Genomic DNA, 24786 nt, shown 5'->3' with positions numbered 1-24786 from the left:
TATGCTAGAAAACATAAGCTCAACAAAAGTCAGCGGTGGCTGGCATAAACAATATACCCACCAAGCTAACAGTACACATTGTGCCATGCGCTTTGCTATATTTTTACCGCCTGGTGCCAGCGAAACGAATAAAGTACCTGTAATGTATTGGTTATCAGGTTTAACCTGCACTGATGAAAACTTTATGCAAAAAGCGGGAGCTTTTAAAAAAGCGGCTGAACTAGGTATTGCTATCGTCGCCCCAGATACTAGCCCGCGCGGTGATAATGTTCCTGACGACGAAAACTACGATTTTGGTCAAGGTGCAGGCTTTTATGTTAATGCAACCCAAGCACCTTATAATGTGCATTACAACATGTACGATTATGTTGTTGCTGAGTTACCAGCACTGATTGAGGCGCACTTCCCTGTTACTAACAAAAAAGCCATTGCCGGACACTCTATGGGTGGTCATGGCGCGCTAATGATTGCACTTAAAAACCCTAAGCAGTACGTTAGCGCCAGTGCTTTTAGCCCGATTGTGAACCCGATGAATTGCCCTTGGGGTGAAAAGGCGTTTAGCAATTACCTTGGCAGTGATAAAGCAAATTGGCTCGAATACGATAGCTGTGAATTAATGAAAAAAGCAATTGCTGACGATTATTTACCGATGCGTATTGATCAAGGTGAAGCCGATAACTTCTTAACTGAGCAACTCAAAACCGAGAACTTATTTGCTGTCGTGAACGAAAAAGATTACCCAGCTGAAATTAACATGCACGCTGGTTATGATCATAGTTACTTCTTTATCAGCAGCTTTATTGATGAACACCTAATGTTTCATCAAAAATATCTGTAATGTGTAATGACTAGTGTGAGGGCTTTATTTCCTCACACTCTTTGATACTTTGACTGATTTGCCTGCAAACCAGTTGCGGTTCTTTGTCTTTCGGTTTTAATAAGCCAATCACAGCACTGTCAATTTCAAAACCTAGCTTTGCGAATGAGAAACCCTCGGGATCTTTTATTGTAGTCTTAGCATGATTTGCATTTGTAGTTGCAAGGTTTGTTGGTTGTGAGTTTTTTGCATAGCCATCTACTAATGAACCAGCCACAGTACAACCCACTAATTGATAACTTACTAAGCAAATAACGAGTCTCGAAATGTTAATCTTCATTGAAGCTATCCATTAATGTAGGTTTTTTTTTCGGTTCAGCTTGAACCTCAACACACTCTTTTACTGTACGACTTATTTGACGACATTTAAGCTCAACATCTTTGTCTTTGCTGCCATTCTCTAGCCCTTCAACAATAGCTTTATCGATTTCGTAACCTATCATCGTCATGGTCATTCCGTAGTTCACACGGTTGTTTTCTTTTGGGGCTGAATTGGCTGTTGCAGGTTGTGCTTGGCTAGAGCGGCCACCAATACCATCTGCCACTAAGCCAATTACAGTACAGCCACTTAGTAAACTAATAGATAGAAGCACATACAAAGATTTAAGCATGGGTCCTCCAATACACTTAAGCTTATTTTATGAGCATAATAGCAAACGCTTAATTTTACTGTAAGAAAATGTAGTGATACCAACTCGCTTAATTAAGTGATCTACTTTGAGGTAATTGTTCTTGGGTTGGTATTAATCACAAATATCGCGAATAAACTCTTTTAAAAAACCAACCAGCTGCAATAAAAATATTAGTAAGAAAGGTAAAGCGCCTAAAATTGCAACGCTACGATTTAAGGGCTCATCTTGTAACAGCAATAATGAAAAGCTGCATATAAATAAAGCAAAACACCATGCGTAGAGGGTCACACGATTATTTTTCGCTCCAACAAGCTCTCTTATCACTAAAATTGCAGAGTCAGCTGAGGTTGCCACAAATACCAATAGTAATAACAAACTTGACCAAATAAACACGGTCCCTTGCCAACCTAATTGATGAAAAAATACAAATAGGCCTTGGCTGTAATCTTGTCTAATTGCAGCTAAAATGCCTGCTTGATTGAGTCTATCCCATTCAATCGCTGCGCCTGAAAAAGTCGCAAACCAGATAATTGTGACTAAAGTTGGAATGCACACAACCGCCATAATAAATTGCCAAACCTTACGCCCCTGACTAATTTTGGCTAGAAACACGCCGACGAATGGTCCCCACGCTAACCACCAAAAGTAGTAGTTATATGTCCAATGATTGGCCCAATCTGGTGTTTTTAATTGGCTATCAAATTGCCAAGTGCCGGTCGCAAGTAACTGTAAATAGTAGCCGGTTCCATCTAATGCAATTTTAATAATAGGCGCAATCGGCACCACTATTAGCAACCAAACGAGCAAACTAAATGCCAAAAGCACATTAAATATGCTCAGTGATTGCACACCGCGACGTAAACCAAACTTAACCGACAGAGAATAAATAACTGCTAACAAACAAACGATTAAAGACCCAACTAATAATGTTGAAGTAACACCCAACTCGATCTCAACACCTTTACTGATCAGTAAAGTTGAATTTGCTATGGTCCCCACTACACCAAAAAATATCGAGAGCACCGCAGTTAATTTTACAATAAACGAGACTGTATATTTTGCAGACCTATCAAACCGGTTGCCAAGTGCCGTTAAAACAGGAGCACATATATCTCCTGACTTACCACTGTACTGTGTTAACCCGCCAAGAACTAATGCAAAGACTGCATAAAGAGCCCAAGCATGAGCTCCCCAATTGACCAAGGTTAAAGCCAAGCTACTTGCTAGTCTGTCTGGGTATAAGCTTTGTTTAAGTGGTGGGTCAAGGGAGTGTAATGCAGGCTCTGCTACACCCCAAAAAACCAACCCTGAGCCCATTCCAGCAGCAAACAGCATAGCAAACCAACCAAAGTTTGAATACTCGACAACAGCATGTTCGCCACCAACTTTGCGGCTTCCTAATGGACTTACGGCTAATATTATGATGGCAAACAATAAAAAATTGATCATCAAGAAAAAGCTACTACCTATCCACTTTAAAACCATTTGTACAAACGGTTGTACTTGCTCAGTGATAATGTCCGGCAATATAACAGCAATGAGAGCACCAAACATACACAGTGCAAGCGCGGTCTTTTCAAGAGGTGAGGTGGAATGTTTCAAAGTGAAGCCTATTTATTCAGCGTGATTAGCATACTGTTAGCATGGCTGAAATTCAAACAGCCAAAAGACTGAAAAAATGACATAGCAATGCGTAAAAAGCGCAAATTATACCAAGCCTTACTTTTTAAAACCCGGCTACATGTCCCTAGTTTCCTCATTTTATTAAATTTGTTGATCGGGTATTGAAATTGCAGCTCAGTCAAAATTAACATCGCAAGGAGCTAAGTATGGACTTTAATTTTGATTGGTATGAAATTCTCGATAATTTAATTCACTTAGGGATTGCATATTTACTTGCCTTGCCCATGGCATTTGACCGTGAAAAAACCAGTAATGGCGCTGGTCTTCGAACTTTTCCGTTAGTAGCCGTTGCATCTTGTGGTTATGCATTAGTAGGCATGTCTGTATTAACAAGCTCAGAGGCAGAATCAAAAGTACTAGAAGGGATTATCACAGGTATTGGCTTTATCGGTGGCGGTGCCATTTTGAAGAACAAAAATTCAACTTATGGAACAGCCACAGCAGCCAGTATTTGGAATATGGGACTTATTGGCATAGCTGTGGCATTCAGTCGCTACGAAATTGCCTTTTTAATGGCATTAATTAATTTCGTAACGCTAAGGTATGTTAAACGCTTAAAGTAAACAGCTAACTAGCATCGTATTTAGAGTTAACAATGGCATACCCGGTTTGTTTAACTTTAATTTCAGCTGGGTTTGCAGATTTAACTAATAAACCGCAGCGTCTACTTTGCTCATCAATGACATAGTTAACTAACTCACTGGCTTCAAGATCAATGACTTGATCAGCACAACGGATCTGTAATTTAGATACATCACTTGCGCCCTCTATCTTGATAGAACCGCGAGACAAAGATAAATAAGACAGCTTATCTTTTGAAACACTAATTTGTGAATTGATTTGCGGTGTGCGGGCTAACAAGTCATCAATTTGCTTAATTGTAGCAAGTTTGTTTTCTTCTGAGAATTCTTTACCTTCGATATTATCAAGTGCATAAATAGCATTGTAAGCGAGGTTAAAATCGCCCTTAAAGCTATACCACTGCAGAGCACTTTTAGCGACTAAATACTGAATATCTGTTGGTAATTTTGCTCGCAATAAATAGGCTATCGACAATTGCTCATCAAAGCCAAACCATTGCTGTTGGTAGTAATAATATTGACTTTTTAACCAAGCAAATAACGCCTGCTCAGAGGTGTTTTTGGTGTGATCTTTATATAACTTAGCCAATGCCTGCTCAGCTTTTTTAAACTCTTTGGCTTGCAGCATTTTATTAATTTCATCGTATTCATTAATAAAACCACGGCTCGCTTTATCATTTGAGTAACCGTTAAAATATTTCCCTACTTCAAATGAAAATAGATACCCACCTTCAACTGTTTTACCCTCTTTAGTGGCTGGTGCAAACTCTAAATTAGTTAAATATTTCTCTGCGTTTTCTTCACTACCACGGGTATCGGAGGCCATGATCACTTCAATGTCTTTCGCTTTACCTTGTGTGTCAACTACATACGACATTAACGCCCACCCTTCTAATCGAGAGCCATTGTAGCTACCAGCAAAACGCGGATTTTGATTTTTAACGATATAGGCCGATGTAGCAGCTTGTACGTCAATACCTAAGTCATTAACGTCTCGTGCTAAAGTATGTGTTGGTAATCCGATTAGTGAACAAAGTACAGCAAATTTAGTAAGTTTGATCATGAGTAATTGCTCCTATTCCCTTAGATAGGAACATTTATAGCACTAAAAAAGGCGCTTTAAAAGCGCCTTGCTGTCAAGAATGTGCTTAAACATGTCTTGATCTTAAAACATATCCTGGTATGGGTTTGATTTTGTTAACAAAATCTTCTTATCAAAACCAGGGATTGTCATTGAATCTTCACAAATTTCAATGTCATTTTCGTCAATTAGTCCATCACCAAAACGATATATAAGCTCATAATGACCTAAATCAGCCTGTTTTTGGTAGTCAGCTTGGGCTTGTGCAACTTGAGTATGACGGTCTTGATATTGCGCCATAACCGCATCACCATGACGCTTTGCTAGCATTTTTAATGTGATTGTTGGTGAAAGTACTGTTGCCGTTGCGTTATTACCACCAAATCCTTTAGAGTTAATAAATGCAATGTCCATTGCATCGCATTGGTAATGTTGAGTACGAATATCTAAATGCTCGCTATAAACGTCATCCGCCACTTTATCGATTGTCGTGATACCCGGCATAATATTATGACTGAACACACCTAACGCCATAGCTAACTGATCTCCACTAGCTGGCGCTATAGTATGACCCACATACGCCTTAGGTGCTGCAACCTTCCAATTATCAATCGCAAATGTCTGTGCTACTTTATGATAAATTAATGATTCTGTTACGCGATTTTGTGGCGTGCTCGAGCCATGTGCCAAAATAAAGCTTCTTTTTTGTACCGCTTCTTGACCAACAATACTGCTCGCCAATGCAACAGATTTAGCCATTGTAATATAGTTACCAGGACCCGGCGCTGTGATTGATTTTTTAATACCATCTGCATTGACAAACACATCAGCAACGCTGCCTAACACATCAGCACCTAACTCTAATGCCAGTGCATCATCCATTAAAATTGCAACCTGTGCACCTTCACCAATAGTAAAGCCACAGTTTTCACCGAATGGACGACTTGTGCGGCGATGATCAACCACATCAGTATTATCAAGACGCTTTAAACCTTCTTCATTTGCAAGTGCACTCATATTACCAAAACCTTCAACGATTTCTGGCGTAATAGCACACTCAACAGACGCTACGATAGCTACTCGTGTACGACCCGCTTGAATATCGTTTACTGCGGCACGCAGGTTATATAAAAACGTGGCGCACGCGCCTGATGTGGTAAAAGTTGTACCCACATTACCTGTTACATAGGCATTGATAAAGTCAGTCGACATGGTGTTTAAGCCAAGTGCAAGCTGTTTAGTACTTACGCGATCGCCCTGTTGACGCGCACGTATCAATCCACCAAAACCCTCATCATCAACTTGACCTGCCACAGAAGCTGAGTATGTACCAATTTGATCAGGCTCAACACTGTTCATTACCTGCTGCCACGGCAGACCTGTTGAACGAATAGCATCGGTTGCGGCAAAAATAGTTGCTTGTAAGCCCCTTGGTTGATAACGGCTGTTATACATAGCTGAAGGTTCAAAACCTGTCGGTAATTGACCTGCCGCTTTAATTGGATTATCACGCGTGCTGTCATGCTTGATAGCAAGATCAGCACTAATAGTGACTTTCACTTTTTTATCACTAAGGTCTTCGACCTGCCAACTTGCTGGCACTGGAGATGGTAAATCACGACGACGCGTTTCAAAAACAATCTGTTGTTCATCAGACGCTGTTAACGTCATTTTTTGCTGCCATGGCGTTGCATCTACATCGAAGTGATTTTTTTCAATTTTACGAATAAGTGTGCCAGCTAAAATTTGCTCGCCAAATTGTGTTTCAATATCTGCTTCATTGACGGTATTACCATTTGCATCTTTTAAAACACCGTCTGTCAATGTAACTAAATTCATTAAAGTCGCTAAGCCTAAAAATGTCTCCTGACGGGCTTTTGCGTCCAAGCTGTCTAACACGATACGACGATAACCTTGATGAAAAGAAGTGCGGCCAGCGGCATTAATACCACCCATACCAACAATAACGGGTAATGCTGTCATAATTTACCTTGAGAAAACGTGTTACGATAATTCGCTTAAGTTTAAATGGATTACCAACGCTTCTTTATGCTTAAATAGCCAAATATTATGCATGAAATGCCAAAAACAACTGGTCGGAGCAATTAAAGTGACAAAACTTCAACAAACTAAAGCCACCGAAATCAGTATCTTGGTTTATCCCCATTTATTAATTACCAGCCTCACGCTACCAATTGAGATGTTGAGGGCTGGCGAAGCATTTGCCAAAAGCCATCATCAGTCTCAACAGTTTTGCCCTCTAAATATCAACTTAGTAGCCAGTAACTTGGCGCCTATACCCAACAGAACGGGGCTGGCAATCATACCTGACTGTGAAACAGTCACCGCCCCTACAAGTGATTTAATAATTGTACCTGGCATCTGGCGCAATCCGCGTCCTGTCGTCAATAAACAAAAAAAATTAGTGCAATGGTTAAAGGATTCATGGCAGCAAGGAAGTCATATTATTGGTGTAGGCACAGGTAATTGTTTAGTTGCAGAAGCAGGATTACTGGATGGTCACCCTGCTACCACTCACTGGCATTACGCAGAGCAATTTAAACGTGACTACCCTAAAGTCCAGCTCAAGCCTGACTTTTTTATCACGCAATCTGAGCGCATGTACACAGTTGCGAGTTTAAATGCGCTTGCCGATGTTATTGTGCATATTATTAGTCAATATTACGGCCGAGAAGCTGCACAACATGTTGAGCGTAATTTTTCCCATGAAATCCGTAAGCCATATGAAGATCAACGTTATCTCGAGGGAGCTGTCGATAAGCATCCTGATGAACTCATTGCTCAAATACAGTTTTGGTTAAAAAACAACCTAACATCAGAGTTATCTTTGCAAGAGATTGCAGCACAATTCAACCTTAGCTATCGCACCTTTACTCGACGCTTTCGCCAAGCCACCAGCCAAACCCCCATTGAATACTGGCAACAACTTCGCGTGCAAACAGCAAAAGAATTACTCGCCTCTTCAAACTTATCGATTCAAGAAGTCGCCCTTGAAGTCGGGTATAACGACCAAGGTCATTTAACACGGGTATTTAAGAAAGTACTATCACAAACCCCTAGTGAATACAGGACAGTTGTGCGACGTAAGTTATTCGGATAACGAGTAAGATAAACTCAGAAATTTTTGAAAATTTCATTTAAGTCAAGCATTAATTTGCCGAAATTAAATTTGTAACTAAGCTTTCAGATAGCAGTAATTTTTTCTCTGAGTCGGAAATAATGTATCAACCTGATTATAATGAATTAGTACAAAGTTGGAATAAAACCCTTGAGGTTTTAGCGATGTTTGCAAAAGTGCCCGTTGCTTTAATTATGAAAGTTGAAGACAACGTTATCAGTGTTTTTTCAAAAAATGATCATCTAGAAAATCCTTATAACATCGGTGATTGTGAAAACTTAGATGGCTCTGGCCTATATTGCGAGCATGTCATAAAAACGCAAAAGCTATTATCAATATCTAACGCACTGGTTGATGAAAATTGGAAAGATAACCCAGATATAAAGTTAAATATGATTTCTTACTTGGGGTTACCTATATCAGCCGGCGATGCGACCCCTTTTGGTACGATATGTATTTTAGATAATAAACCGCATAGTTACAGTGAACCTGTTATTAAATTACTTGAAACCATCAAGCATAGTTTTGAAGCCCAACTAAAATTACTTCATCAGCAAAAACAAGCATTTGAACAACTACAGTTCGAGGAGTTGGCTACTCTAATAAGAGGGATTGCCCATGAACTCAACACCCCACTCGGTAATTGCATAACCGCAGTTGATGTGGCTAATTTATCAATTACTAACACGCAGCAAAGTCTTGAAAATAAAAGTTTAGGCCAAAAAGCTTTATATAAGGCTCTTGAAACAATGGCTAATACTAATGAGTTATTAACACGGAACCTCACCACCTGTGCCCATAAAATACGTATTTTACAAGACTTGCTATACACAAAAGCTCAATCATCAAAGTCTCCCTTTAGCCTCAAACAATTAGCTGATACATTAACTAACCATTTAACACAACCACTTAAAGATACGAATGCCAAGCTTGAGGTTAGTTACTCGCCTTCCAAGTCAGAATGTGAAATTGAAATAGATTTACTAAAACAAGTGCTGTTTATCTTGCTACAAAACTCTATGGAGCACGCATTTTTAGGCGTTGAAAAACCACGAATCAAAATTGATATGCAAGATTACAATGGTATATTGAAAATTCATTACACTGACAATGGCATCGGAATCGAAGATGATCAGATCAACGCTATTTTTACACCTTTCTATAAAGGAAAAAACAACCATACAGGAATGGGGTTAGGTCTTAGTATTGCTAAAAAAATTGTAACGCAGCAACTACAAGGTAATATCTCAGTAATAGATAGCAACGAGGGAGTACACTTTTTATTAAGCCTGCCAAAATAGTGAGTAGTAAATTGCAGAAAATGACTATTTTCAAATGGTGCCTTTTAGCCCATATTTCTTTTTGCAGTTTAACTTTATTTGCAGAACCAAATTATCAAGAAGTAAAGCAGTTAATTGACCTACATTTTATCCATAAAACTGATTATGCTAATAAAGCAGCTTATCTCGAATATGGTAACTTAAACCTAAAATCACTCATAAAATCACTTAATGAGCCACACTCTTACCTAAAAGTTAAAGGTTTAAATACAACTTTGTTTAGTGCAAAAAAACGCTGTGTTAATAACAGTAAAATTAAGCTGAATTTTCAAAAAGGTAAATTTTCTTATCTAAAAATTTCCAGTATTGGCTCAACGACCACGAAAGAGAAATCTCAATATGTTAGTAATTCAATCAATAAGATAAGATCTCAAGACAACGAGAACTCTCGATACTGGATTATTGATTTAAGAAAAAATAGCGGCGGCAATATGTGGCCTATGTTACAAGCACTTTCCCCTTTTTTCGACGCTACACAGACATTAGGTGAATTCCATTTGTCATCTGGAAGCATTACTAGATTTGGTTTTAAAGATGGAATAGCCCATGAAAGCTCGCTACAAAAAATCAATTTCCAACCAGATACCTATCATTTAAAACATCAGCCTATTGGGATTTATGTTTTGATTGATTCTAGTGTCGCAAGTTCTGCTGAAGCTTTAGCAATTGGCCTATCATCGCTTGAAAATGTAACACTCGTTGGCGAGAAAACGTGTGGCTTAGCTACCGTCAATACTCCGTTTGAGCTCAGTGACGGAAGTATTCTTGTTTTAACAACAGGCGAGATGGCCAATATTCATGGTCAAACGTTTAAAAATGGCATCACACCGAGTATGAGTAGTCTAGAATTTATTAGGCTAATCAAAGACTTTGGAGAATAAAATTTTGCTAGCTTGTGGGCAGCCTCTGTCTTCATAACCCACTATTGCATAACTATTTTTAATCAGCATACTCAGCATTGCAGGAAAACGGTTCATCGACTTAACTTTAATAGCTCGGTAATTGTGCTCTTGAACCCATGTTTCTTGTGCGTTTAATAATGCCTGTGCAATGCCCTTTCCTCTGCACTTTGGCGCTACTGCGCCAAGCCAGCTATAGAAAGTATTTGAATCTAATGCATAACCCAGTTTGTAGGCCACAGGCTCATTATCGATAAAGGCTACTAAAATTAAATACTCAACACCTGCTATCCTTGCTTGTAACTTACCGAGCGTATTTTTACCATCAAACTCAGGGATTTGACTATCCACGAGCAGTAAATCTTGTAGATTAGCAGGCTTTATTGTGTAGCAAGGTTCCATGGATTATTCCACTCTAATTTCTTGTTTCACTTTTCTTTTCGATAATACAACTTTGAATAGCGTTTTACACGCGCATGTACACCGCGACCTAAACTTTTAAATTTAGCTTCGAGTACATCAACGCCATACAAAATAACGACCACTAATACTGAAAGTTTAATTGCAGCTAACAAGTTATCAGTGGCAATCACAACACCAATAGAGGCTAGCACCCAGATCGTTGCAGCGGATGTTACTCCGACAACCGCGCCATCTTTTGCAAGCATTACTCCGGCACCTAAAAAGCCAATACCGGTGATAATTTGCCCCACTACACGTGAATGGTCTATCACATCGCCATGTAACATAAATGCAGTAGCAAGAAATAAATAGGTACCCAACACAATGAGTGCTGAGGTACGTATACCAACAGGTTTGCCGCGTAATTGGCGCTCCATACCAATAATTGCGCCGCAAAAAGCGGCGCTACCAATTGCTGACCAAGAATAAGGGGCAATATCAAATAAACTACTCAGTGTCACTTTACTTCCAAATCAAACTAACAATCAAAATTATAAATAAAAGGCCATCGCAGTGCTGAGTCGTGATGAACCAAAACTCGCCATTTTGCTAAAATCGGCTTTGGCTATTGGCACATGCTGACAGTCAATCGCCAATTGCTTTTCGTTTTCACAGAATGGATCATGAACATACAAGCAGTGCTCATCAATATGGGTTACACACACCCAATGCGGTGATTTTTTTCCATCAAATCGATAGGTGCTGATCAATAACACCACCGCTTTACCCTCAGCAAGCCAATCTTCAATGGAGGCCAAGGTTAACTCTTGATACCTCACAGGCAGTTTTGCAGCGATTGCTTCAGCCACAAACTGATTGTGTACGGTATGCAAAATGGCTTTTTTCTTTTCGCTTCTCACCCCGTCAATAAACAAAGTATCACGGGTATTTAAAACAACATCAGCTTTAAAACCTCGCTTCATTGCCGCAAGTGCTAACCCTAGAGGATGGCAACCGCCATGCCCTGATGTCATGAAAATAGTCGTCGCTTCACGCCATATATCCAGCTCTTTGAGTTGGCTCATTGCGGTATCATTCAAGGATGACATTGCCATTAATAGCGCCGCAGGACCACAGGTAAACTCGGTTGTTTGCTGATACCAAGGCGTGTGTTTATCGGCATTAAATTCGATATTACGACGAATGTTTTTTTGCATTCGATGGGCATCACTATGGTCATCATAATAATCACTGTAATGACCAAATACCTGATAACCCAGTTTTTCATATAAGCGAATTGCTGAATGGTTGTTTACCGCAACTTCTAAACGCATGTATAAACGGCCACGTTTAGCCGTTTCGTTTTCAAGCGCAAGCAGTATCTTTGAGGCAATGCCTTTGCCTTGCTGAGATTGTAAAACAGCCAGTGAATATAACCGAGCGAGGCGCGTCCCTTTGTGACACCACACTAAACCATAACCAACGAGTTGGTTATCTACCTCTGCCACCATCAGTAAACCATGCGTTGCGCTGATCCAGCGTTTTAAACTACGGCTACTTAACCTATCTTGACTAAAGCTTTGTTCTTCAATCGCTACAAGGGCCGCCAAATCCGTTGCCTGAGCAAAACGGATTTGGCAAACAGATGCGTTCATTAACCGCGGCCTCGTGCTTCTAGGCGTTGTTTAAACTCATCCATAATGATCATATAAAGCTCATCACCTAAATAAGCATCTTCGACTTTATGGTCGATACTCGGGTTGTCATTCACTTCTAACACGTATGCTTTACCTTGATGCTCTTTAACATCAACGCCATACAAACCTTTACCCACCGTTTTACAGGCTTTTAATGCTGCATCAAGTACCACTTTAGGTAGTTCAAATGTTGGCAAGGTTTCAAAACCACCTGAGAAAAAGCGTTTTGCATCATGGTTGTAAATTTGCCAGTGATTACGCGCCATTAAATAACGACATGCATAAATTGCACGGCCATTTAACACCCCGACACGCCAATCATATTCGGTGTACATATACTCTTGCGCTAGCACAAGTGCACTGAACTCAAACAGCTCAGTTAACTTAGCAACTAACTCATCACGATTAGCAACTTTAAATACACCTTTAGAGAAAGAGCCTTCTGGCATTTTTAATACCAGTGGGTAGCTAAAGTTTGCTTCTAAACTTTCAATTGTCTCTTCGTTTGTATCAGCCACAACATGAGTTTTTAAACTCGGCACTTTTTGATAATTAAAGGCATCGTGTAAATACACTTTATTACAACAACGCAATATTGACTCTGCATCATCAATGACCACTAAGCCTAAGCTTTGTGCTTTACTTGCTAAGCGATAAGTTGGATGGTCGATAGCCGTTGTTTGACGAATAAATAGCGCATCAAATTGTGCAATATTGGTAATTTCATCAAATGTCAGTGCTTGAGCATAAATACCATGTTTAGCGGCTGCTTTAATAAATTTAGCAATGGCATCTTTATCACTTGGCGGCACTTTTTCTTGGTGATCAACCAATATAGCCATATCCCAACGGTAACGACGTTTTTTATCGTGAATGCGCCACACAGACTCGGTAAAGCTACTGAGTTGTTTTACAAACTCTGTAAAGCCAGTGTCATCTAATGATGCAATTGTGCCTTGTTTTACAACACCTTGCTCATCACACACCAAAATAGGCGCAGGATATTGTGAGAATAATGCTTTGGTTGCTTTACTTTGCTGCTCTTTATCTGTGTGACCAAAAAAGACAGTGCCACCAGCGAGCTCTTTATGACGCGTGCTGTGCTCATCGCTACGGAGCGCATTAATTGTTTTTACACTCGGTAATACCTGATGCTTTCTCGCTTCAGCAAGCAAAGAACAATAATAACCTTTACTTAAATACTGCCCTGTATCACACAAGTTTAAAATGCGCGTTTTTGGCTCATTATGTTTTGGGTAATCACGTAAGTAGGTGTCAAAGGTAATGACATTTTCGAAATTTTGAGCAATACGTTGCTCATTGTTATCAACCACAATCAAGGTTTTAAACACGACTTTTCCTAAATTAAGTCTTATGAAAAAAATGAAAACACCCAACCAATTAAGTGAACGCATGAGGCTAAACTTCACTTAACTAGATGGGTGCTTGGAATACCAATTCACAATAATTGTGTAATTAAGCGTATTGGTATAAGCATTAAGCTTGATGTGATTTATAGAGGGTTTTTAGCTTTGTGACCAACGAGTTATTTTTTACCTTAAGATGAAATTTATTGATTAATAAATTTTCTAGATCAGAGTATTTCAGTAATGTTGTAAAACTGCTTATTTCCTGCAATAGTCAGTGTTACTTCATCATTAATTTGCTTGCCAATCAGTTGCTTACCTAACGGCGCTTCTCGGGTTACAACATAAATCGGTTGCTCTTTTACGGTGACCACTAAGCCACCAGCACTTGGACCCATAAAGAACCACTTTGCGTTATCTTGCTCATCGATAAGACACACTAATGCACCTTCACGAACCTTATTAAATTCGCTTTCTTTAAACACCGTATTGAATGCCTGAATATCACGGTAGCACTCATTAACTCGCTCAGCTTGCCCTTGCGCTAAGTATGCAGCCTCTAAACCCAAGGTATCGTATTGAGTTTCAGCAACACTTTCTTCGTGAGTTGCTGCATCATGGGCCGCTTTTGCCGCTTCTTTAGCGTTTTGCAGTTGTGCCTCAAGCGCAAAGCGTAAATGTTCAATTACGTGTGTTTTATTCATATCAAAGCAGTTAAAACAGAAAAGCCGCTATTCTATGGAAAAATAGCGGCTGATGAAAGTAAGTTATAAAACTGACTTACGGCATCTCCATATAGGCTTTGGTTTTATCATCCAGTGTTTGGGTGTAATTTTCTGAACTTAACCCCAATAACTGCGGCAAGGTCGCGGCGATACAAATCGATGAGAATGTCCCCACCACAATGCCCACAAATAACGCGATAGCAAAACCCGTTAATGCAGCCCCTGCAAGCAGCCAAATACAGGCAATGGTCGCAAGTGTTGTGCCTGAGGTGATCAATGTACGCGTTAACGTAGAGCCAATTGCATCATTAATCACAACATGGGTATTTATGCGTTGATTGTCTGGCTGAATACGTAAAAGCTCTCTGACTCTGTCGCCAACAATAATTGAGTCATTTAATGAATAACCAATAATAGCCAGTAAACTCGCCAGCACGGTTAAATTAAACTCAAGCCCTAGCAAAGAAAACAAACCAAGCACTAAAGTTAAATCATGTAACAGTGCAACCACTGAACCTACTGCGAGTCGCCATTCAAAGCGCACGGCAAGATAAACCATAATTGCAATCAGCGCTGCAAATAAAGCTAAACAGCCCTGTTCAAAAAGCTCATCACCCACTTGTGAGCCTAAAAATGAGCTAGATAATACGCTATAGTCGACGCCTTGTTCATTCAGCTCTGCTTGCCAAGTACTGGCTTTACTCACCTCTGGCGCTTCTCTTAAAACAAAGTGATATTCACCCGCTTTAGTGATGGTTAATTTGCTCGCAGCCTCAGAGCTTAACTTTGCTTTTAAATCAGTAATTGTGGTGACTGACGTTGTATTAATTTCAGTAATGTAGCCACCTGTAAAATCAAGGCCAAAGTTAAGCCCCTTAACAGATAAAACACCCAAGCTCGCGATGACTAAAATACAACTTAGCAATAGCCCTAAAACGCGCGCTTTACTCGCGGCAGTTAAAGTAGACCAACTCATGCTTTTGCCCCCGTTAAATTGGTTAGTTTAATGTACAGTGTTTGGCTAAGCGCTTTTGAAATGTAAACGCCAGTAAATACGCTAGTTAATAGGCCGAGCGCTAACGTGATGGCAAAGCCTTTCACAGGCCCATAACCTATGGCATATAAAATAATCGCCGTGATCATGGTTGTTACATTGGCATCAAAAATGGTCGTAAATGCTTGGTTATAACCTTGCTCAATCGCTTGATATGTAGGTCGACCCTTGCGTTTCTCTTCTTTTATTCGCTCAAAGATAATCACATTCGTATCAACAGCCATACCTATCGTCAGAACAAGACCTGCAATGCCCGGTAAGGTCAGTACAACGCCCGGCAATAACGACATTAAACCAACTAAAGCAGTTAAATTTAGTAGCAAAGCAATATTGGCAATCAGCCCTAAGCGACGATACCAAAGCGCCATAAATGCAAGGGTAATACCGATACCCAGCATTAACGCAGCTAAGCCATGCTCAATGTTTTCACTGCCTAAGCTTGGGCCTATGGTTTGCTCTTGTACAATGGTCACTGGTGCTGTGAGCGACCCTGCACGTAATAGAAGCGCTAAATCGTAAGCAGCTTGTGGGCTTTTCATATTGGTAATGCTAAAACGAGAGCTTAAGTGCTGAGCAATGTTTGCCACATTGATCACTTCGCTTTTTTTCACAACTTCGCCATTTTCACCCCGTGAGTATTCAGAATACACAGTGGCCATTGGCTTACCAATGTTGTGCTTCGAAAAAGCAGACATCGCATCACCACCTTGCGAGTCTAAACTGAGCTGAACTAAAGGCTTGCCCCACTCATCTTTACCAACACTGGCATTATTGATGTGATCACCTGAAAAAATCGCTATAGGATTTAAATTAACAACGCCACCGCCTTGCACATTAAACGCTTTACCACCTACTTCGACGACCTGATAAAAATCGAGGGTCGCTGTTGCACCAATAATACGCTTAGCTTCAGATGGGTCTTGCACACCGGGTAACTCGATGCGAATGCGCTGCTTACCTTGTCGTTGCGTTACCGCTTCTGTGATGCCAAGCTCTTCAATACGACCACGCAGGGTTGTTAAGCTTTGCGCCATAACTTGTTTATTGAATTCGCTTTGGCTTTGCTCATTAAAATGCAGTAATACCGTGGTTAGGTTATTAGTGGTTGATTTAGTTTGCATCAGGCCTTTGAATTGACCTTGTAACGTTGAGACGAGCCCTGCGAGTTGCTCCTCGGAGCTTGGTAAAATTTGTAGCTCAACCCCTCCTTTTACTTCACTTGCCCGAATACCACGAATTTTATCTTTACGAAGCGCCAATTTAGTTTGTTGATACACACTGCTTAAGTGCTCTTGCATTGCTTTATCTAAGTCAACATCAAGCACAAATAACACCCCACCATTTAAGTCGAGTCCTAACTTAATTGGTGAAAGACCAAGCTGCTGAAGCCACTGTGGGCTTGTCGCATGCTCAACAATTTTAGCGTCTAACTGTGGATATTGTGTTTTGATAAAACTCAGCGCATTGGCACTTTGGGTTGGCTCGCTTAATAAAATAGCCAGTTGTGCTTGGCTATCATTGGCTTCAGTCACTTCAAAACCATGTTGGTTTAGAGAAGTTGTCACACTTTGCAGCGTCACAGTTTGATCTGGCAAGCTAATGTGCAACCAAGATTTATTAGGATAAAGATTAGGTAATGCGCTTACCGCTAGTAAAATACACGCCGCTATCATAGCGACATAACTCATTTTTAGACGACGCCATAGCGCCGGCTTTGATTTATGTGACATACATGACTTCCTTCCGGCATTGTCAGCCGGTAAAAATTAACTCCAAAAATACAAAAGTAACGAAGGAAGTCGTTTAGTTATGGTAGGTCGTGTTGGCTTTGTACAAAAGATTAGCGTCTTTCCAGCCACTAATGCGGGATTTACGCTGGGTTGCTAAGGCAAACCATGGGATCTCACGCACAGCCCCTGGCGGCGCTAGAAAGTGCTCTTTCCCCCAATCTTCAGCAAAGAATTCTATTAATAGCTCGTAATCAGGGTCAACCTGACTATGATAAAGAAACAATGATGAATTACTGGCAGTTAAACGCGGCACAAGGGTATCAAACCCCGATGGTTCTACCGGTTTGTGGTGTTCTGCTGTATGAGTTTGGGAAATAACTGGGGTTTTAGTCAGCTCGACTTGGAACAATTTAGTCGCAGCAAAGTGTGAGTGAGTATCAGGCATAGCCATGCTCTGTGCACTAAAGAACACAGTAAATAGCAAGATAATGACTGAGAAAAACCGTAACAAGAACTGACCAATAAATTAAGCGGATAACATGGCTATAATGAGGGTAAAAAAATAAAACACAAGGTATTACTTAAATAAAAATAACTAAAATAAAAGCGAGCCCATTTTGGCCCGCTTAGTAATTTAACTTTATTAAACGAGTTAAACCTCTAATGATGACATGTCGATAACAAAGCGTGAGGCCATATCACCTTGCTTTAATTTATCGAATGCGTCATTAATTTGCTCCATTTTGATCATTTCAACTTCAGGCAAAATATTATGTAGTGCACAGAAGTCGAGGATTTCTTGAGTTTGCGCAATACCGCCAATCAATGAGCCTGCAACACGGCGACGCCCCATTAATAACGGCACTGAATTAGACTCAGCAAGCGCACCTACTTGACCAACCAATACTTGAGTCCCATCAATATCTAAAAGCGGGATATACGGCGTAAAGTCGTGTTTTACCGGAATGGTATTAATGATCACATCAAATTGATTAGCATGCGCTTGCATGGCAGCTTCATCGCTTGATACCAATAAATCTTTTGCGCCATAAGATAAAACCTGCTGTTTTTTCTTATCACTACGGCTAATTGCCGTAACATGTGCGCCCATTGCAGCTGCGATTTTAATCGCCATGTGGCCTAAACCACCTAAACCAATCACACCAACACGGCTACCTGGGCCGACATTCCAGGTACGTAATGGCGAATACGTTGTGATACCCGCACATAAAATTGGTGCACATTTAGCAAGGTCTAAGCCTTCAGGCACGCTCAGTACAAATTCTTCACGCACCACAATGTGTTTTGAATAGCCACCTTGAGTGAGTTCACCGCTAATGCGATCTTGTCCTGAGTAAGTCCCTACCATACCTTCACGACAAAACTGCTCTTCACCGTGATGACATTGGTCACAGCTTAAACAGCTATCAACCATACAACCTACAGCAACATTATCGCCCACTTTGTATTTAGTAACGCCGCTGCCTACTTCAAGGACGCGACCAACGATTTCATGGCCTGGCACGACTGGGTATTGAGTCCAGCCCCAGTCGTTTTCTGCGGTGTGCAAGTCTGAATGGCACACGCCACAATAAAGAATTTCAATTGATACATCTTCATCACGAAGTGCACGGCGTTCAAAATGATACGGCTCTAATGGTTTTTCAGAATCATGTGCTGCATAACCGACGGTTTTCATGCTTACTCCTTAATTTTCTTCGTGTTTAACTCATGCAATTAACAAATTTGCTAATGCGCTGGTGTATACTGCACTCAGTATAGAGGTAAATTTGCAAAATACACTTGCCTAAAACACGAAAGCTTTTGCCTATTTTTATCAAATTGATTTTTAAGAGACCCCAATGCGTGGAATGAGCCGCAAAGAACAGGTGACGAGATCGCCTGATGCAATGAACCTATCACAAAGCATCAAAACACTCTGGCCCTATTTAATGACCTTTAAAGGCCGCGTTATTTTAGCCGTAATGGCGCTTATTGCAGCAAAGGGCGCCACATTGCTGATGCCTTGGGCACTAAAAGAAATAATTGACGCGGTTGATGCGAGTATCAACCCGTTATTAAGCGTTCCTGTTGCCTTGCTCATCGCTTATGGTTTGCTGCGCTTTGCCAGTGTGTTTTTTGGTGAAGTACGCGATGCATTATTTGGCCGAGTTACAGAGCACGCAATGCGCCATATTGGCTTAAAAGTATTTAAACACTTGCATAGTTTAGAGCTTGCCTTTCATCTTGACAGGCAAACAGGTGGAATTAGTCGCGATATAGAGCGTGGTACAAGTGGCCTTAGTTTTTTAATGCGCTTTTTGATGTTTAATATCGTACCAACCTTATTTGAAATAATCACAGTAGCGATTATTTTTGCGACCTTATTTTCGCCGTGGTTTGCACTAGTCACCGTTATCGCGGTCGCTATTTACATTGCTTTCACTGTGATAGTAACTCAGTGGCGTAACCGGTTTATTCGTGAAGCAAATACTGCCGATAACAACTCTAATACCCGTGCTATCGACAGCTTACTAAATTACGAAACCGTTAAGTACTTTAACAATGAACAATATGAAGCGAGCACCTACGACAGCTTTTTAGCTAAATGGGAGCAAGCAAGGCTAAAAAATCGTTTATCATTACTGGCGCTTAATTCAGGGCAGGCACTTATAATCGCCGCGGCTATTACAGCGCTAATGTGGCTAGGTGCCAGTTCAGTGGTCAATAAAGAGCTGACAATAGGTGAGCTTGTGATGATCAATGCCTACATGATCCAGCTATTTTTACCACTTAACTTTTTAGGTTTTGTTTATCGTGAGATACGCCGTGCGCTGACTGACCTTGAAAACATGCTCGGGCTATTAAATCGAAAAGCCGCCATTAGCGATGACAAAGATGCAAAACCATTAAAAGCAACCAAAGCAGCTATCCGATTTGAAAATGTCTCTTTTAGTTACGACAAACAACGGCCAATTTTAAATAACTTAAGCTTTGAGGTTACTTCTGGCAGCAAGGTGGCCATTGTGGGTGCCAGTGGCGCAGGTAAAAGCACTCTAAGCCGCCTACTCTACCGCTTTTATGATGTGGATGCGGGCAAAATTTACATCGATGAGCAAGCAATCAACACAGTTACACTTGAGAGCTTGCGCCAAGCTATTGCCATCGTACCGCAAGATACCGTGCTATTTAATACCAGCATTCGCGAAAACATCGCCTACGGAAACCCAACTGCAAGCGAAGATGAAATTGATAAAGCCATAAGCCTTGCCCATTTAGATGGGTTTATTGCCAGCCTAGACAAAGGCGATAAAACCCTTGTTGGTGAGCGCGGTTTAAAAGTGTCGGGCGGTGAAAAGCAGCGCATTGCAATCGCCAGAGCCATTTTAAAAGGTTCACCGATTTTATTATTTGATGAAGCAACATCGGCGCTAGATTCGCATTCAGAGCAAGCCATTCTCAGTGCGATGCGTGAAGTCGCACAAAGGCACACCAGCTTAGTGATTGCACATCGTTTATCAACAATTACTGACGCAGACAAAATTATTGTGATGAAACAAGGACAGGTTGTTGAACAAGGTCAGCACCAACAGCTACTTGCTGCGAATGGTGAATACGCTCGAATGTGGCAGTTGCAGCAAAGCGATGAATAAACACTGTTAACTAGTGGGTTAAATGATTAGAATAACCGCTTTATTTTTATCTATAACAAAAAGGCAACACGCAGATGGGCAGAGCTTATCAAAACAAAAAAGACTCAATGGCAAAAACTGCGGGTGCAAAAACCAAAGTTTATTCAAAGTACGGAAAAGAAATTTATATCTGCGCTAAGAATGGTGGTGTTGATCCCGATGGCAACTTAGCGCTTCGTCGCTTAATCGATCGTGCTAAAAAAGACCAAGTACCTACGCATGTAATCGAGCGTGCAATCGATAAAGCCAAAGGTGGTGGCGGCGAAGATTACGTAGCAACTCGCTACGAAGGTTACGGACCTGGTAACTGTATGATTATTGTTGACTGTTTAACCGACAACAACAAACGTACCTTTGCTGACGTACGTGTTTGTTTTACTAAAGCTAATGCCAAAATTGGTGCGCAAAACTCAGTTTCACACTTATTTGATCACCTTGCTATTTTTGTGTTTGATGGTGATGATGACGAGGCTGTTTTAGAAGCACTAATGATGGCTGATGTTGATGTAACAGATGTAGAAGTTGAAGACGGTAAAGTGACTGTATTCGCTCCACACACTGAGTACAACAATACCCGTACAGCACTTGAAGAAATGGGAATTACTGATTTCCACGAAGATCTAATTGCTTTTGTGCCGCAAGTAGAAGCACCCATTGAAGGTGAAGACGTTGAAGTCATGGAACGCTTTTTAGCCATGCTAGAAGACTGTGACGACGTACAAAACGTTTACCACAACGCACAGTTTTAATAAAAAAGGCCAACCAAGTTGGCCTTTTACCTTTTTAGCCCAAAGGAATCAACATTGAATACCCTCGAAGAGTTAAAAGCCGGTTCTCTACAAGGTTGTACCCGGCTTCAGCTTGTTGCAGAACTAACCGAATTGCCAAAAGAAATTTATACCCTAGCCGATACGTTAGAAATTCTCGATTTATCTAATAATCAGCTAAGTGATTTACCTGACGATTTTTACAAATTAAAAAATCTCAAACGGCTGTTTTTATCATTTAATCAGTTTAAACATATTCCAGACGTGCTAAGAGAATGCCCAAACTTAATCATGGTGGCATTTAAAGGTAATCAAATAACTGAATTTGAAGCGCACTGTTTGCCAACGCAGATTGAATGGTTAATCTTAACTGATAATCAAATTCCTGCTTTACCTGATACATTTGGTGAGTACAGCAAGCTTAAAAAGCTCGCACTGGCAGGTAATCAGTTAACACATTTGCCAGTCTCAATGGCTAATTGTAAAGAGCTTGAGCTAATACGTTTAAGTGCCAATAAGCTTACAAAAGTTGAAGATTGGCTTTTAGCTTTACCGAAACTTGCTTGGCTTGCCTTCTCTGGTAACGATTTAAATCGCTCAACTAGCTTGCACTGTGAGCTGTTTAGCCAAATCGCACTGGATGAAATCGAAGTTAAAAAGCAGATTGGCCAAGGTGCATCTGGGGTTATTCACTTAGCCAATTTGCATCAACAGCCTGTTGCTCTTAAGTTATTTAAAGGCGAGATCACCAGTGATGGTTATCCACTCGATGAGCTAAATTGCTGTTTAAAAGCCAGTGAGCATCCAAATCTCATAAAAGCATTGGGCTATGTCGATGAAGAGTCTCAACTCGGTTTAGTGATGGAGCTTATCAGTAAAGAATTTACGAATCTTGGTTTGCCACCTTCCCTTGCAACTTGTACACGAGACACATTCGAAGACAACTGCCAGTACGCGCCAGAAATAGTGCTAAAAGTCGTTAAGCAAATGGCCAGTACCCTCGCCCATTTGCATCAAAAGCAAATAAGCCATGGTGACATTTATGCCCATAACAGCATGATCAATTCACAAGGCGAGTTATTATTTGGTGACTTTGGTGCGGCAACAGACTTATCAATGCTGACGCCTGATCAACAGCAGCTATTAGAAGGCATTGAAGTACGCGCCCTTGGTTATTTCATCGATGATTTACTGACTGTAGTGAGTGAACAAAACGACATTACTAAGATGCTTGCTGACATAGCTCAAGAGTGCTTGGTACTCAACTCAGAAAAACGCCCTCGCCTTTCTGAGCTAGTTTCGCGATTATGATTTAGGGTCCTTATTAATAAAGCCTCAGTGAGGCTTTATTTTTGCTTTTTAAACGGGAACACCTGTTGCTTGAACATACCTTCGGGCATGTAATCGCCGACTACACCATATTTGTCGGGCCACTCTGCTTGGCCTTTGACAGCAGTGCCAAATAGATAATCTAAAAAAGAAAAATGCGCAGCATAGTTACGGTCAATGGCCGCTTTATCAGATGAATGATGCCAATGATGAAACTGAGGCGTAACCAGCAAATACTTTAACCATCCAAATCTCACACGAACATTGGCGTGGTTAAATACTGCCTGAAAGCCTACAATTATTACATATAGGCTAATAACATCCGATGGAAAGCCAAGCACAAAAATAGGCGTGAGCACTAAACTGCGCGTCACGAGTATTTCTAAAATATGCTGACGAGAGCCTGCAAGCCAATCCATTTCTTTTGCACTGTGATGGACGGCATGAAAACGCCAAAGCAGAGGCACTTCGTGATAAGCCCTATGCACAAAATATTGCATTAAATCGGCTACTAAAATGATTAAAAATAGCTGCAGTAAAAATGGCAGTTGAATAATAAAGCCTTGCACTGTATCAGACACAGCCCAGCCAAATGCGTGATGCACGAACTGATTGGTTGCCAACAACACAAAACCAATAATTAAGTGATTAACAAAGAAATGATTTAAGTCACCCTGCCACTCAGAACGGAGGATTTTTTGTTCTCTACGGTGCGGCAGTAGCTTTTCAATTAGAATAAAAATCAGTGTGGAGCCAAGTAAGTCAAGGATGAACCAATCAAGCCCCAAGTACGGCGTATTATCTTTAAAGTCGCCCACTTCAACATTCGGCCCACCAAATGCAATAGCCACAACTATAAACACCCAAGCCGTTGCACCGAGCCGTTTATTAGTATTACGAACAAAGTTCAACAACCCTAAACTGCCTGAAATAATCAATGCCACAAACATCAACTGGCGTAAAAACTCTACACTGTAGTTTTGCCTGAGCTCTGGGGTCGTTAAATACTCAGGAAAATGAAAAGCTAGTACCCCTAAACAGGATAAAACCGCTAAGAAGCAAGCAATATAGCCGCTTATATTGCCTTCACCCACTTGAAACTGCTCAGCCCTAAATAGCCGATGATAAAGACGTGTCATGATATAAAAATCCATTTATCAATTTTTTTGCAGCATAACACAGAAGAATTTAGGAACAAATATACGCTAAGCCATCACGAACATGTGTATACAACAAATTGATATTAAGCTCAAAAAACCCAAAACGATGCTGCGTTCAGGTAGGTAATGAATAATCAACGCAGGCATTGCAATAATGTGTGAAGCCTTTGGCCTATAGCACAAACTATGTTTTTCAAAACTCATGAAAGCATTTTTTAGCTTTATAATTAAGTCTAATACTCGTTGAAATAATAATCCTTTTAAGTTACTAGAAGTACATTTGTAAAATAAAAGCCAAGAAATATTTACCTAAATATTATATTGTTATCTCATTTATTTCTAAGGATAGCCTGAATATGAGTAAAATGTTCGTTACTGGAACTTTCGGACCTGCATTATGTTTTAATAGTGATACTTTTCACTTCCGAATTCTTTCGGAAGAGTTACAGAGTTAGATTTTGAAGCTGTAATGTCGAGTCAAAAAAGGCTACAAGGAATATTTAGCCCTGAATCTGAGTAGCCTAAAGAAAATATGACTCTACAAGAGAGTATCAGAAGCTTAAGGATTCATAAGCAAGAATTTGAATTAAGGGATGCGTTTGCTTATTCAGTCTTTAATAAAAGAAAAGTG

23 protein-coding genes are annotated in these 24786 nt (G+C 40.4%); 8 read left to right on the top strand and 15 right to left on the bottom strand.

What is annotated here, in order from left to right; genetic code table 11:
* Position 1: 1 nt before the first annotated feature.
* Complete coding sequence (fghA, locus tag NH454_RS05200) at positions 2-838, top strand: S-formylglutathione hydrolase (protein ID WP_138557592.1); 837 nt, start codon at positions 2-4, stop codon at positions 836-838.
* Positions 839-848: 10 nt separating this feature from the next.
* On the opposite strand, the gene NH454_RS05195 is transcribed toward fghA, so the two are convergent.
* The 3 genes from NH454_RS05195 to NH454_RS05185 form a co-directional block, all read right to left on the bottom strand.
* Positions 849-1157 (bottom strand): hypothetical protein, encoded by a 309-nt coding sequence (locus tag NH454_RS05195; RefSeq protein ID WP_135924876.1) that lies wholly within the window; start codon positions 1155-1157, stop codon positions 849-851.
* Positions 1147-1488, bottom strand: coding sequence for a hypothetical protein (locus tag NH454_RS05190; RefSeq protein ID WP_135924878.1), 342 nt, complete (start codon positions 1486-1488; stop codon positions 1147-1149). Before NH454_RS05190 ends, NH454_RS05195 begins: the two co-directional genes overlap by 11 nt.
* Positions 1489-1620: 132 nt before the next feature.
* Positions 1621-3111: a BCCT family transporter gene (locus tag NH454_RS05185; RefSeq protein WP_249930215.1), complete on the bottom strand. Its 1491-nt coding sequence runs from the start codon at positions 3109-3111 to the stop codon at positions 1621-1623.
* A gap of 227 nt (positions 3112-3338) precedes the next feature.
* On the opposite strand from NH454_RS05185, the gene NH454_RS05180 reads away from it, so the two are divergent.
* Positions 3339-3755 carry an MgtC/SapB family protein gene (locus tag NH454_RS05180; protein WP_135924881.1) on the top strand — a complete coding sequence of 139 codons (417 nt, stop codon included), beginning with the start codon at positions 3339-3341 and terminating at the stop codon, positions 3753-3755.
* A gap of 4 nt (positions 3756-3759) precedes the next feature.
* Here the strand turns inward: NH454_RS05180 and NH454_RS05175 are convergent, their stop codons facing one another.
* Positions 3760-4836: an energy transducer TonB gene (locus NH454_RS05175; protein WP_253038418.1), complete on the bottom strand. Its 1077-nt coding sequence runs from the start codon at positions 4834-4836 to the stop codon at positions 3760-3762.
* Between the two features lie 102 nt (positions 4837-4938).
* Positions 4939-6837, bottom strand: coding sequence for a beta-ketoacyl synthase (locus NH454_RS05170; RefSeq protein WP_235382731.1), 1899 nt, complete (start codon positions 6835-6837; stop codon positions 4939-4941).
* 127 nt (positions 6838-6964) lie between these two features.
* Here NH454_RS05170 and NH454_RS05165 point away from each other — a divergent pair, with 127 nt between their 5' ends.
* The 3 genes from NH454_RS05165 to NH454_RS05155 all read left to right on the top strand — a co-directional run bounded on the left by NH454_RS05165 (position 6965) and on the right by NH454_RS05155 (position 10214).
* Positions 6965-7975 carry a helix-turn-helix domain-containing protein gene (locus NH454_RS05165; protein ID WP_235382730.1) on the top strand — a complete coding sequence of 337 codons (1011 nt, stop codon included), beginning with the start codon at positions 6965-6967 and terminating at the stop codon, positions 7973-7975.
* A gap of 182 nt (positions 7976-8157) precedes the next feature.
* Positions 8158-9294, top strand: a complete 1137-nt coding sequence (locus NH454_RS05160) for a GAF domain-containing sensor histidine kinase (RefSeq protein ID WP_253038416.1) — start codon at positions 8158-8160, stop codon at positions 9292-9294.
* A 20-nt stretch (positions 9295-9314) separates the two neighbouring features.
* Positions 9315-10214: a S41 family peptidase gene (locus NH454_RS05155; RefSeq protein WP_253038414.1), complete on the top strand. Its 900-nt coding sequence runs from the start codon at positions 9315-9317 to the stop codon at positions 10212-10214.
* Here NH454_RS05155 and NH454_RS05150 read toward each other — a convergent pair.
* The 9 genes from NH454_RS05150 to NH454_RS05110 all read right to left on the bottom strand — a co-directional run bounded on the left by NH454_RS05150 (position 10191) and on the right by NH454_RS05110 (position 18906).
* Positions 10191-10634: a GNAT family N-acetyltransferase gene (locus NH454_RS05150; protein ID WP_253038413.1), complete on the bottom strand. Its 444-nt coding sequence runs from the start codon at positions 10632-10634 to the stop codon at positions 10191-10193. The genes NH454_RS05155 and NH454_RS05150 overlap by 24 nt on opposite strands.
* 26 nt (positions 10635-10660) lie before the next feature.
* Positions 10661-11155, bottom strand: a complete 495-nt coding sequence (locus tag NH454_RS05145) for an MgtC/SapB family protein (protein WP_235382727.1) — start codon at positions 11153-11155, stop codon at positions 10661-10663.
* Between the two features lie 30 nt (positions 11156-11185).
* Positions 11186-12289, bottom strand: coding sequence for a GNAT family N-acetyltransferase/peptidase C39 family protein (locus NH454_RS05140; RefSeq protein ID WP_138557600.1), 1104 nt, complete (start codon positions 12287-12289; stop codon positions 11186-11188).
* On the bottom strand, positions 12289-13683 hold the full coding sequence (locus NH454_RS05135) for a RimK family protein (RefSeq protein WP_138557601.1): 1395 nt from the start codon (positions 13681-13683) through the stop codon (positions 12289-12291). Before NH454_RS05135 ends, NH454_RS05140 begins: the two co-directional genes overlap by 1 nt.
* Before the next feature lie 242 nt (positions 13684-13925).
* On the bottom strand, positions 13926-14402 hold the full coding sequence (locus tag NH454_RS05130; RefSeq protein ID WP_138557602.1) for a GreA/GreB family elongation factor: 477 nt from the start codon (positions 14400-14402) through the stop codon (positions 13926-13928).
* Between the two features lie 76 nt (positions 14403-14478).
* Positions 14479-15399 carry a protein translocase subunit SecF gene (gene secF, locus NH454_RS05125; protein WP_138557603.1) on the bottom strand — a complete coding sequence of 307 codons (921 nt, stop codon included), beginning with the start codon at positions 15397-15399 and terminating at the stop codon, positions 14479-14481.
* Positions 15396-17207, bottom strand: a complete 1812-nt coding sequence (gene secD / locus NH454_RS05120) for a protein translocase subunit SecD (protein ID WP_253038412.1) — start codon at positions 17205-17207, stop codon at positions 15396-15398. The genes secF and secD overlap by 4 nt, the downstream gene beginning before the upstream one ends.
* 73 nt (positions 17208-17280) lie before the next feature.
* Positions 17281-17652 (bottom strand): hypothetical protein, encoded by a 372-nt coding sequence (locus NH454_RS05115; RefSeq protein ID WP_138557605.1) that lies wholly within the window; start codon positions 17650-17652, stop codon positions 17281-17283.
* A 207-nt stretch (positions 17653-17859) separates the two neighbouring features.
* Positions 17860-18906: an NAD(P)-dependent alcohol dehydrogenase gene (locus NH454_RS05110; protein WP_138557606.1), complete on the bottom strand. Its 1047-nt coding sequence runs from the start codon at positions 18904-18906 to the stop codon at positions 17860-17862.
* A 172-nt stretch (positions 18907-19078) separates the two neighbouring features.
* On the opposite strand from NH454_RS05110, the gene NH454_RS05105 reads away from it, so the two are divergent.
* The 3 genes from NH454_RS05105 to NH454_RS05095 all read left to right on the top strand — a co-directional run bounded on the left by NH454_RS05105 (position 19079) and on the right by NH454_RS05095 (position 22977).
* The gene (locus NH454_RS05105; protein ID WP_253038411.1) at positions 19079-20860 is read left to right on the top strand and encodes an ABC transporter ATP-binding protein/permease; all 1782 of its coding nucleotides are present in this window, start codon (positions 19079-19081) and stop codon (positions 20858-20860) included.
* 74 nt (positions 20861-20934) lie between these two features.
* On the top strand, positions 20935-21648 hold the full coding sequence (locus NH454_RS05100; RefSeq protein ID WP_138625158.1) for a YebC/PmpR family DNA-binding transcriptional regulator: 714 nt from the start codon (positions 20935-20937) through the stop codon (positions 21646-21648).
* 54 nt (positions 21649-21702) lie between these two features.
* A complete protein-coding gene (locus NH454_RS05095; RefSeq protein ID WP_253038410.1) occupies positions 21703-22977 on the top strand; it encodes a protein kinase in 1275 nt (424 codons plus the stop codon).
* 35 nt (positions 22978-23012) lie between these two features.
* On the opposite strand, the gene NH454_RS05090 is transcribed toward NH454_RS05095, so the two are convergent.
* The gene (locus tag NH454_RS05090) at positions 23013-24134 is read right to left on the bottom strand and encodes a sterol desaturase family protein (RefSeq protein WP_253038409.1); all 1122 of its coding nucleotides are present in this window, start codon (positions 24132-24134) and stop codon (positions 23013-23015) included.
* Positions 24135-24786: the final 652 nt, after the last annotated feature.

The sequence above is a fragment of the Pseudoalteromonas sp. Ps84H-4 genome (assembly GCF_024124645.1).
Classification (GTDB): domain Bacteria; phylum Pseudomonadota; class Gammaproteobacteria; order Enterobacterales; family Alteromonadaceae; genus Pseudoalteromonas; species Pseudoalteromonas lipolytica_C.
Note: the sequence above shows the minus strand (reverse complement) of the source record. Positions and strands in the feature narration are given on the sequence as shown.

Excerpts from the sequence above, each read along its gene's own strand:
- fghA (WP_138557592.1), top strand. The coding sequence starts at position 2 with ATGCTAGAAAACATAAGCTCAACAAAAGTCAGCGGTGGCTGGCATAAA.
- NH454_RS05195 (WP_135924876.1), bottom strand. The coding sequence starts at position 1,157 with ATGAAGATTAACATTTCGAGACTCGTTATTTGCTTAGTAAGTTATCAA.
- NH454_RS05190 (WP_135924878.1), bottom strand. The coding sequence starts at position 1,488 with ATGCTTAAATCTTTGTATGTGCTTCTATCTATTAGTTTACTAAGTGGC.
- NH454_RS05180 (WP_135924881.1), top strand. The coding sequence starts at position 3,339 with ATGGACTTTAATTTTGATTGGTATGAAATTCTCGATAATTTAATTCAC.
- NH454_RS05175 (WP_253038418.1), bottom strand. The coding sequence starts at position 4,836 with ATGATCAAACTTACTAAATTTGCTGTACTTTGTTCACTAATCGGATTA.
- NH454_RS05170 (WP_235382731.1), bottom strand. The coding sequence starts at position 6,837 with ATGACAGCATTACCCGTTATTGTTGGTATGGGTGGTATTAATGCCGCT.
- NH454_RS05160 (WP_253038416.1), top strand. The coding sequence starts at position 8,158 with ATGTTTGCAAAAGTGCCCGTTGCTTTAATTATGAAAGTTGAAGACAAC.
- NH454_RS05155 (WP_253038414.1), top strand. The coding sequence starts at position 9,315 with ATGACTATTTTCAAATGGTGCCTTTTAGCCCATATTTCTTTTTGCAGT.
- NH454_RS05150 (WP_253038413.1), bottom strand. The coding sequence starts at position 10,634 with ATGGAACCTTGCTACACAATAAAGCCTGCTAATCTACAAGATTTACTG.
- NH454_RS05140 (WP_138557600.1), bottom strand. The coding sequence starts at position 12,289 with ATGAACGCATCTGTTTGCCAAATCCGTTTTGCTCAGGCAACGGATTTG.
- NH454_RS05130 (WP_138557602.1), bottom strand. The coding sequence starts at position 14,402 with ATGAATAAAACACACGTAATTGAACATTTACGCTTTGCGCTTGAGGCA.
- secF (WP_138557603.1), bottom strand. The coding sequence starts at position 15,399 with ATGAGTTGGTCTACTTTAACTGCCGCGAGTAAAGCGCGCGTTTTAGGG.
- secD (WP_253038412.1), bottom strand. The coding sequence starts at position 17,207 with ATGTCACATAAATCAAAGCCGGCGCTATGGCGTCGTCTAAAAATGAGT.
- NH454_RS05115 (WP_138557605.1), bottom strand. The coding sequence starts at position 17,652 with ATGCCTGATACTCACTCACACTTTGCTGCGACTAAATTGTTCCAAGTC.
- NH454_RS05110 (WP_138557606.1), bottom strand. The coding sequence starts at position 18,906 with ATGAAAACCGTCGGTTATGCAGCACATGATTCTGAAAAACCATTAGAG.
- NH454_RS05105 (WP_253038411.1), top strand. The coding sequence starts at position 19,079 with ATGAGCCGCAAAGAACAGGTGACGAGATCGCCTGATGCAATGAACCTA.
- NH454_RS05100 (WP_138625158.1), top strand. The coding sequence starts at position 20,935 with ATGGGCAGAGCTTATCAAAACAAAAAAGACTCAATGGCAAAAACTGCG.
- NH454_RS05090 (WP_253038409.1), bottom strand. The coding sequence starts at position 24,134 with ATGACACGTCTTTATCATCGGCTATTTAGGGCTGAGCAGTTTCAAGTG.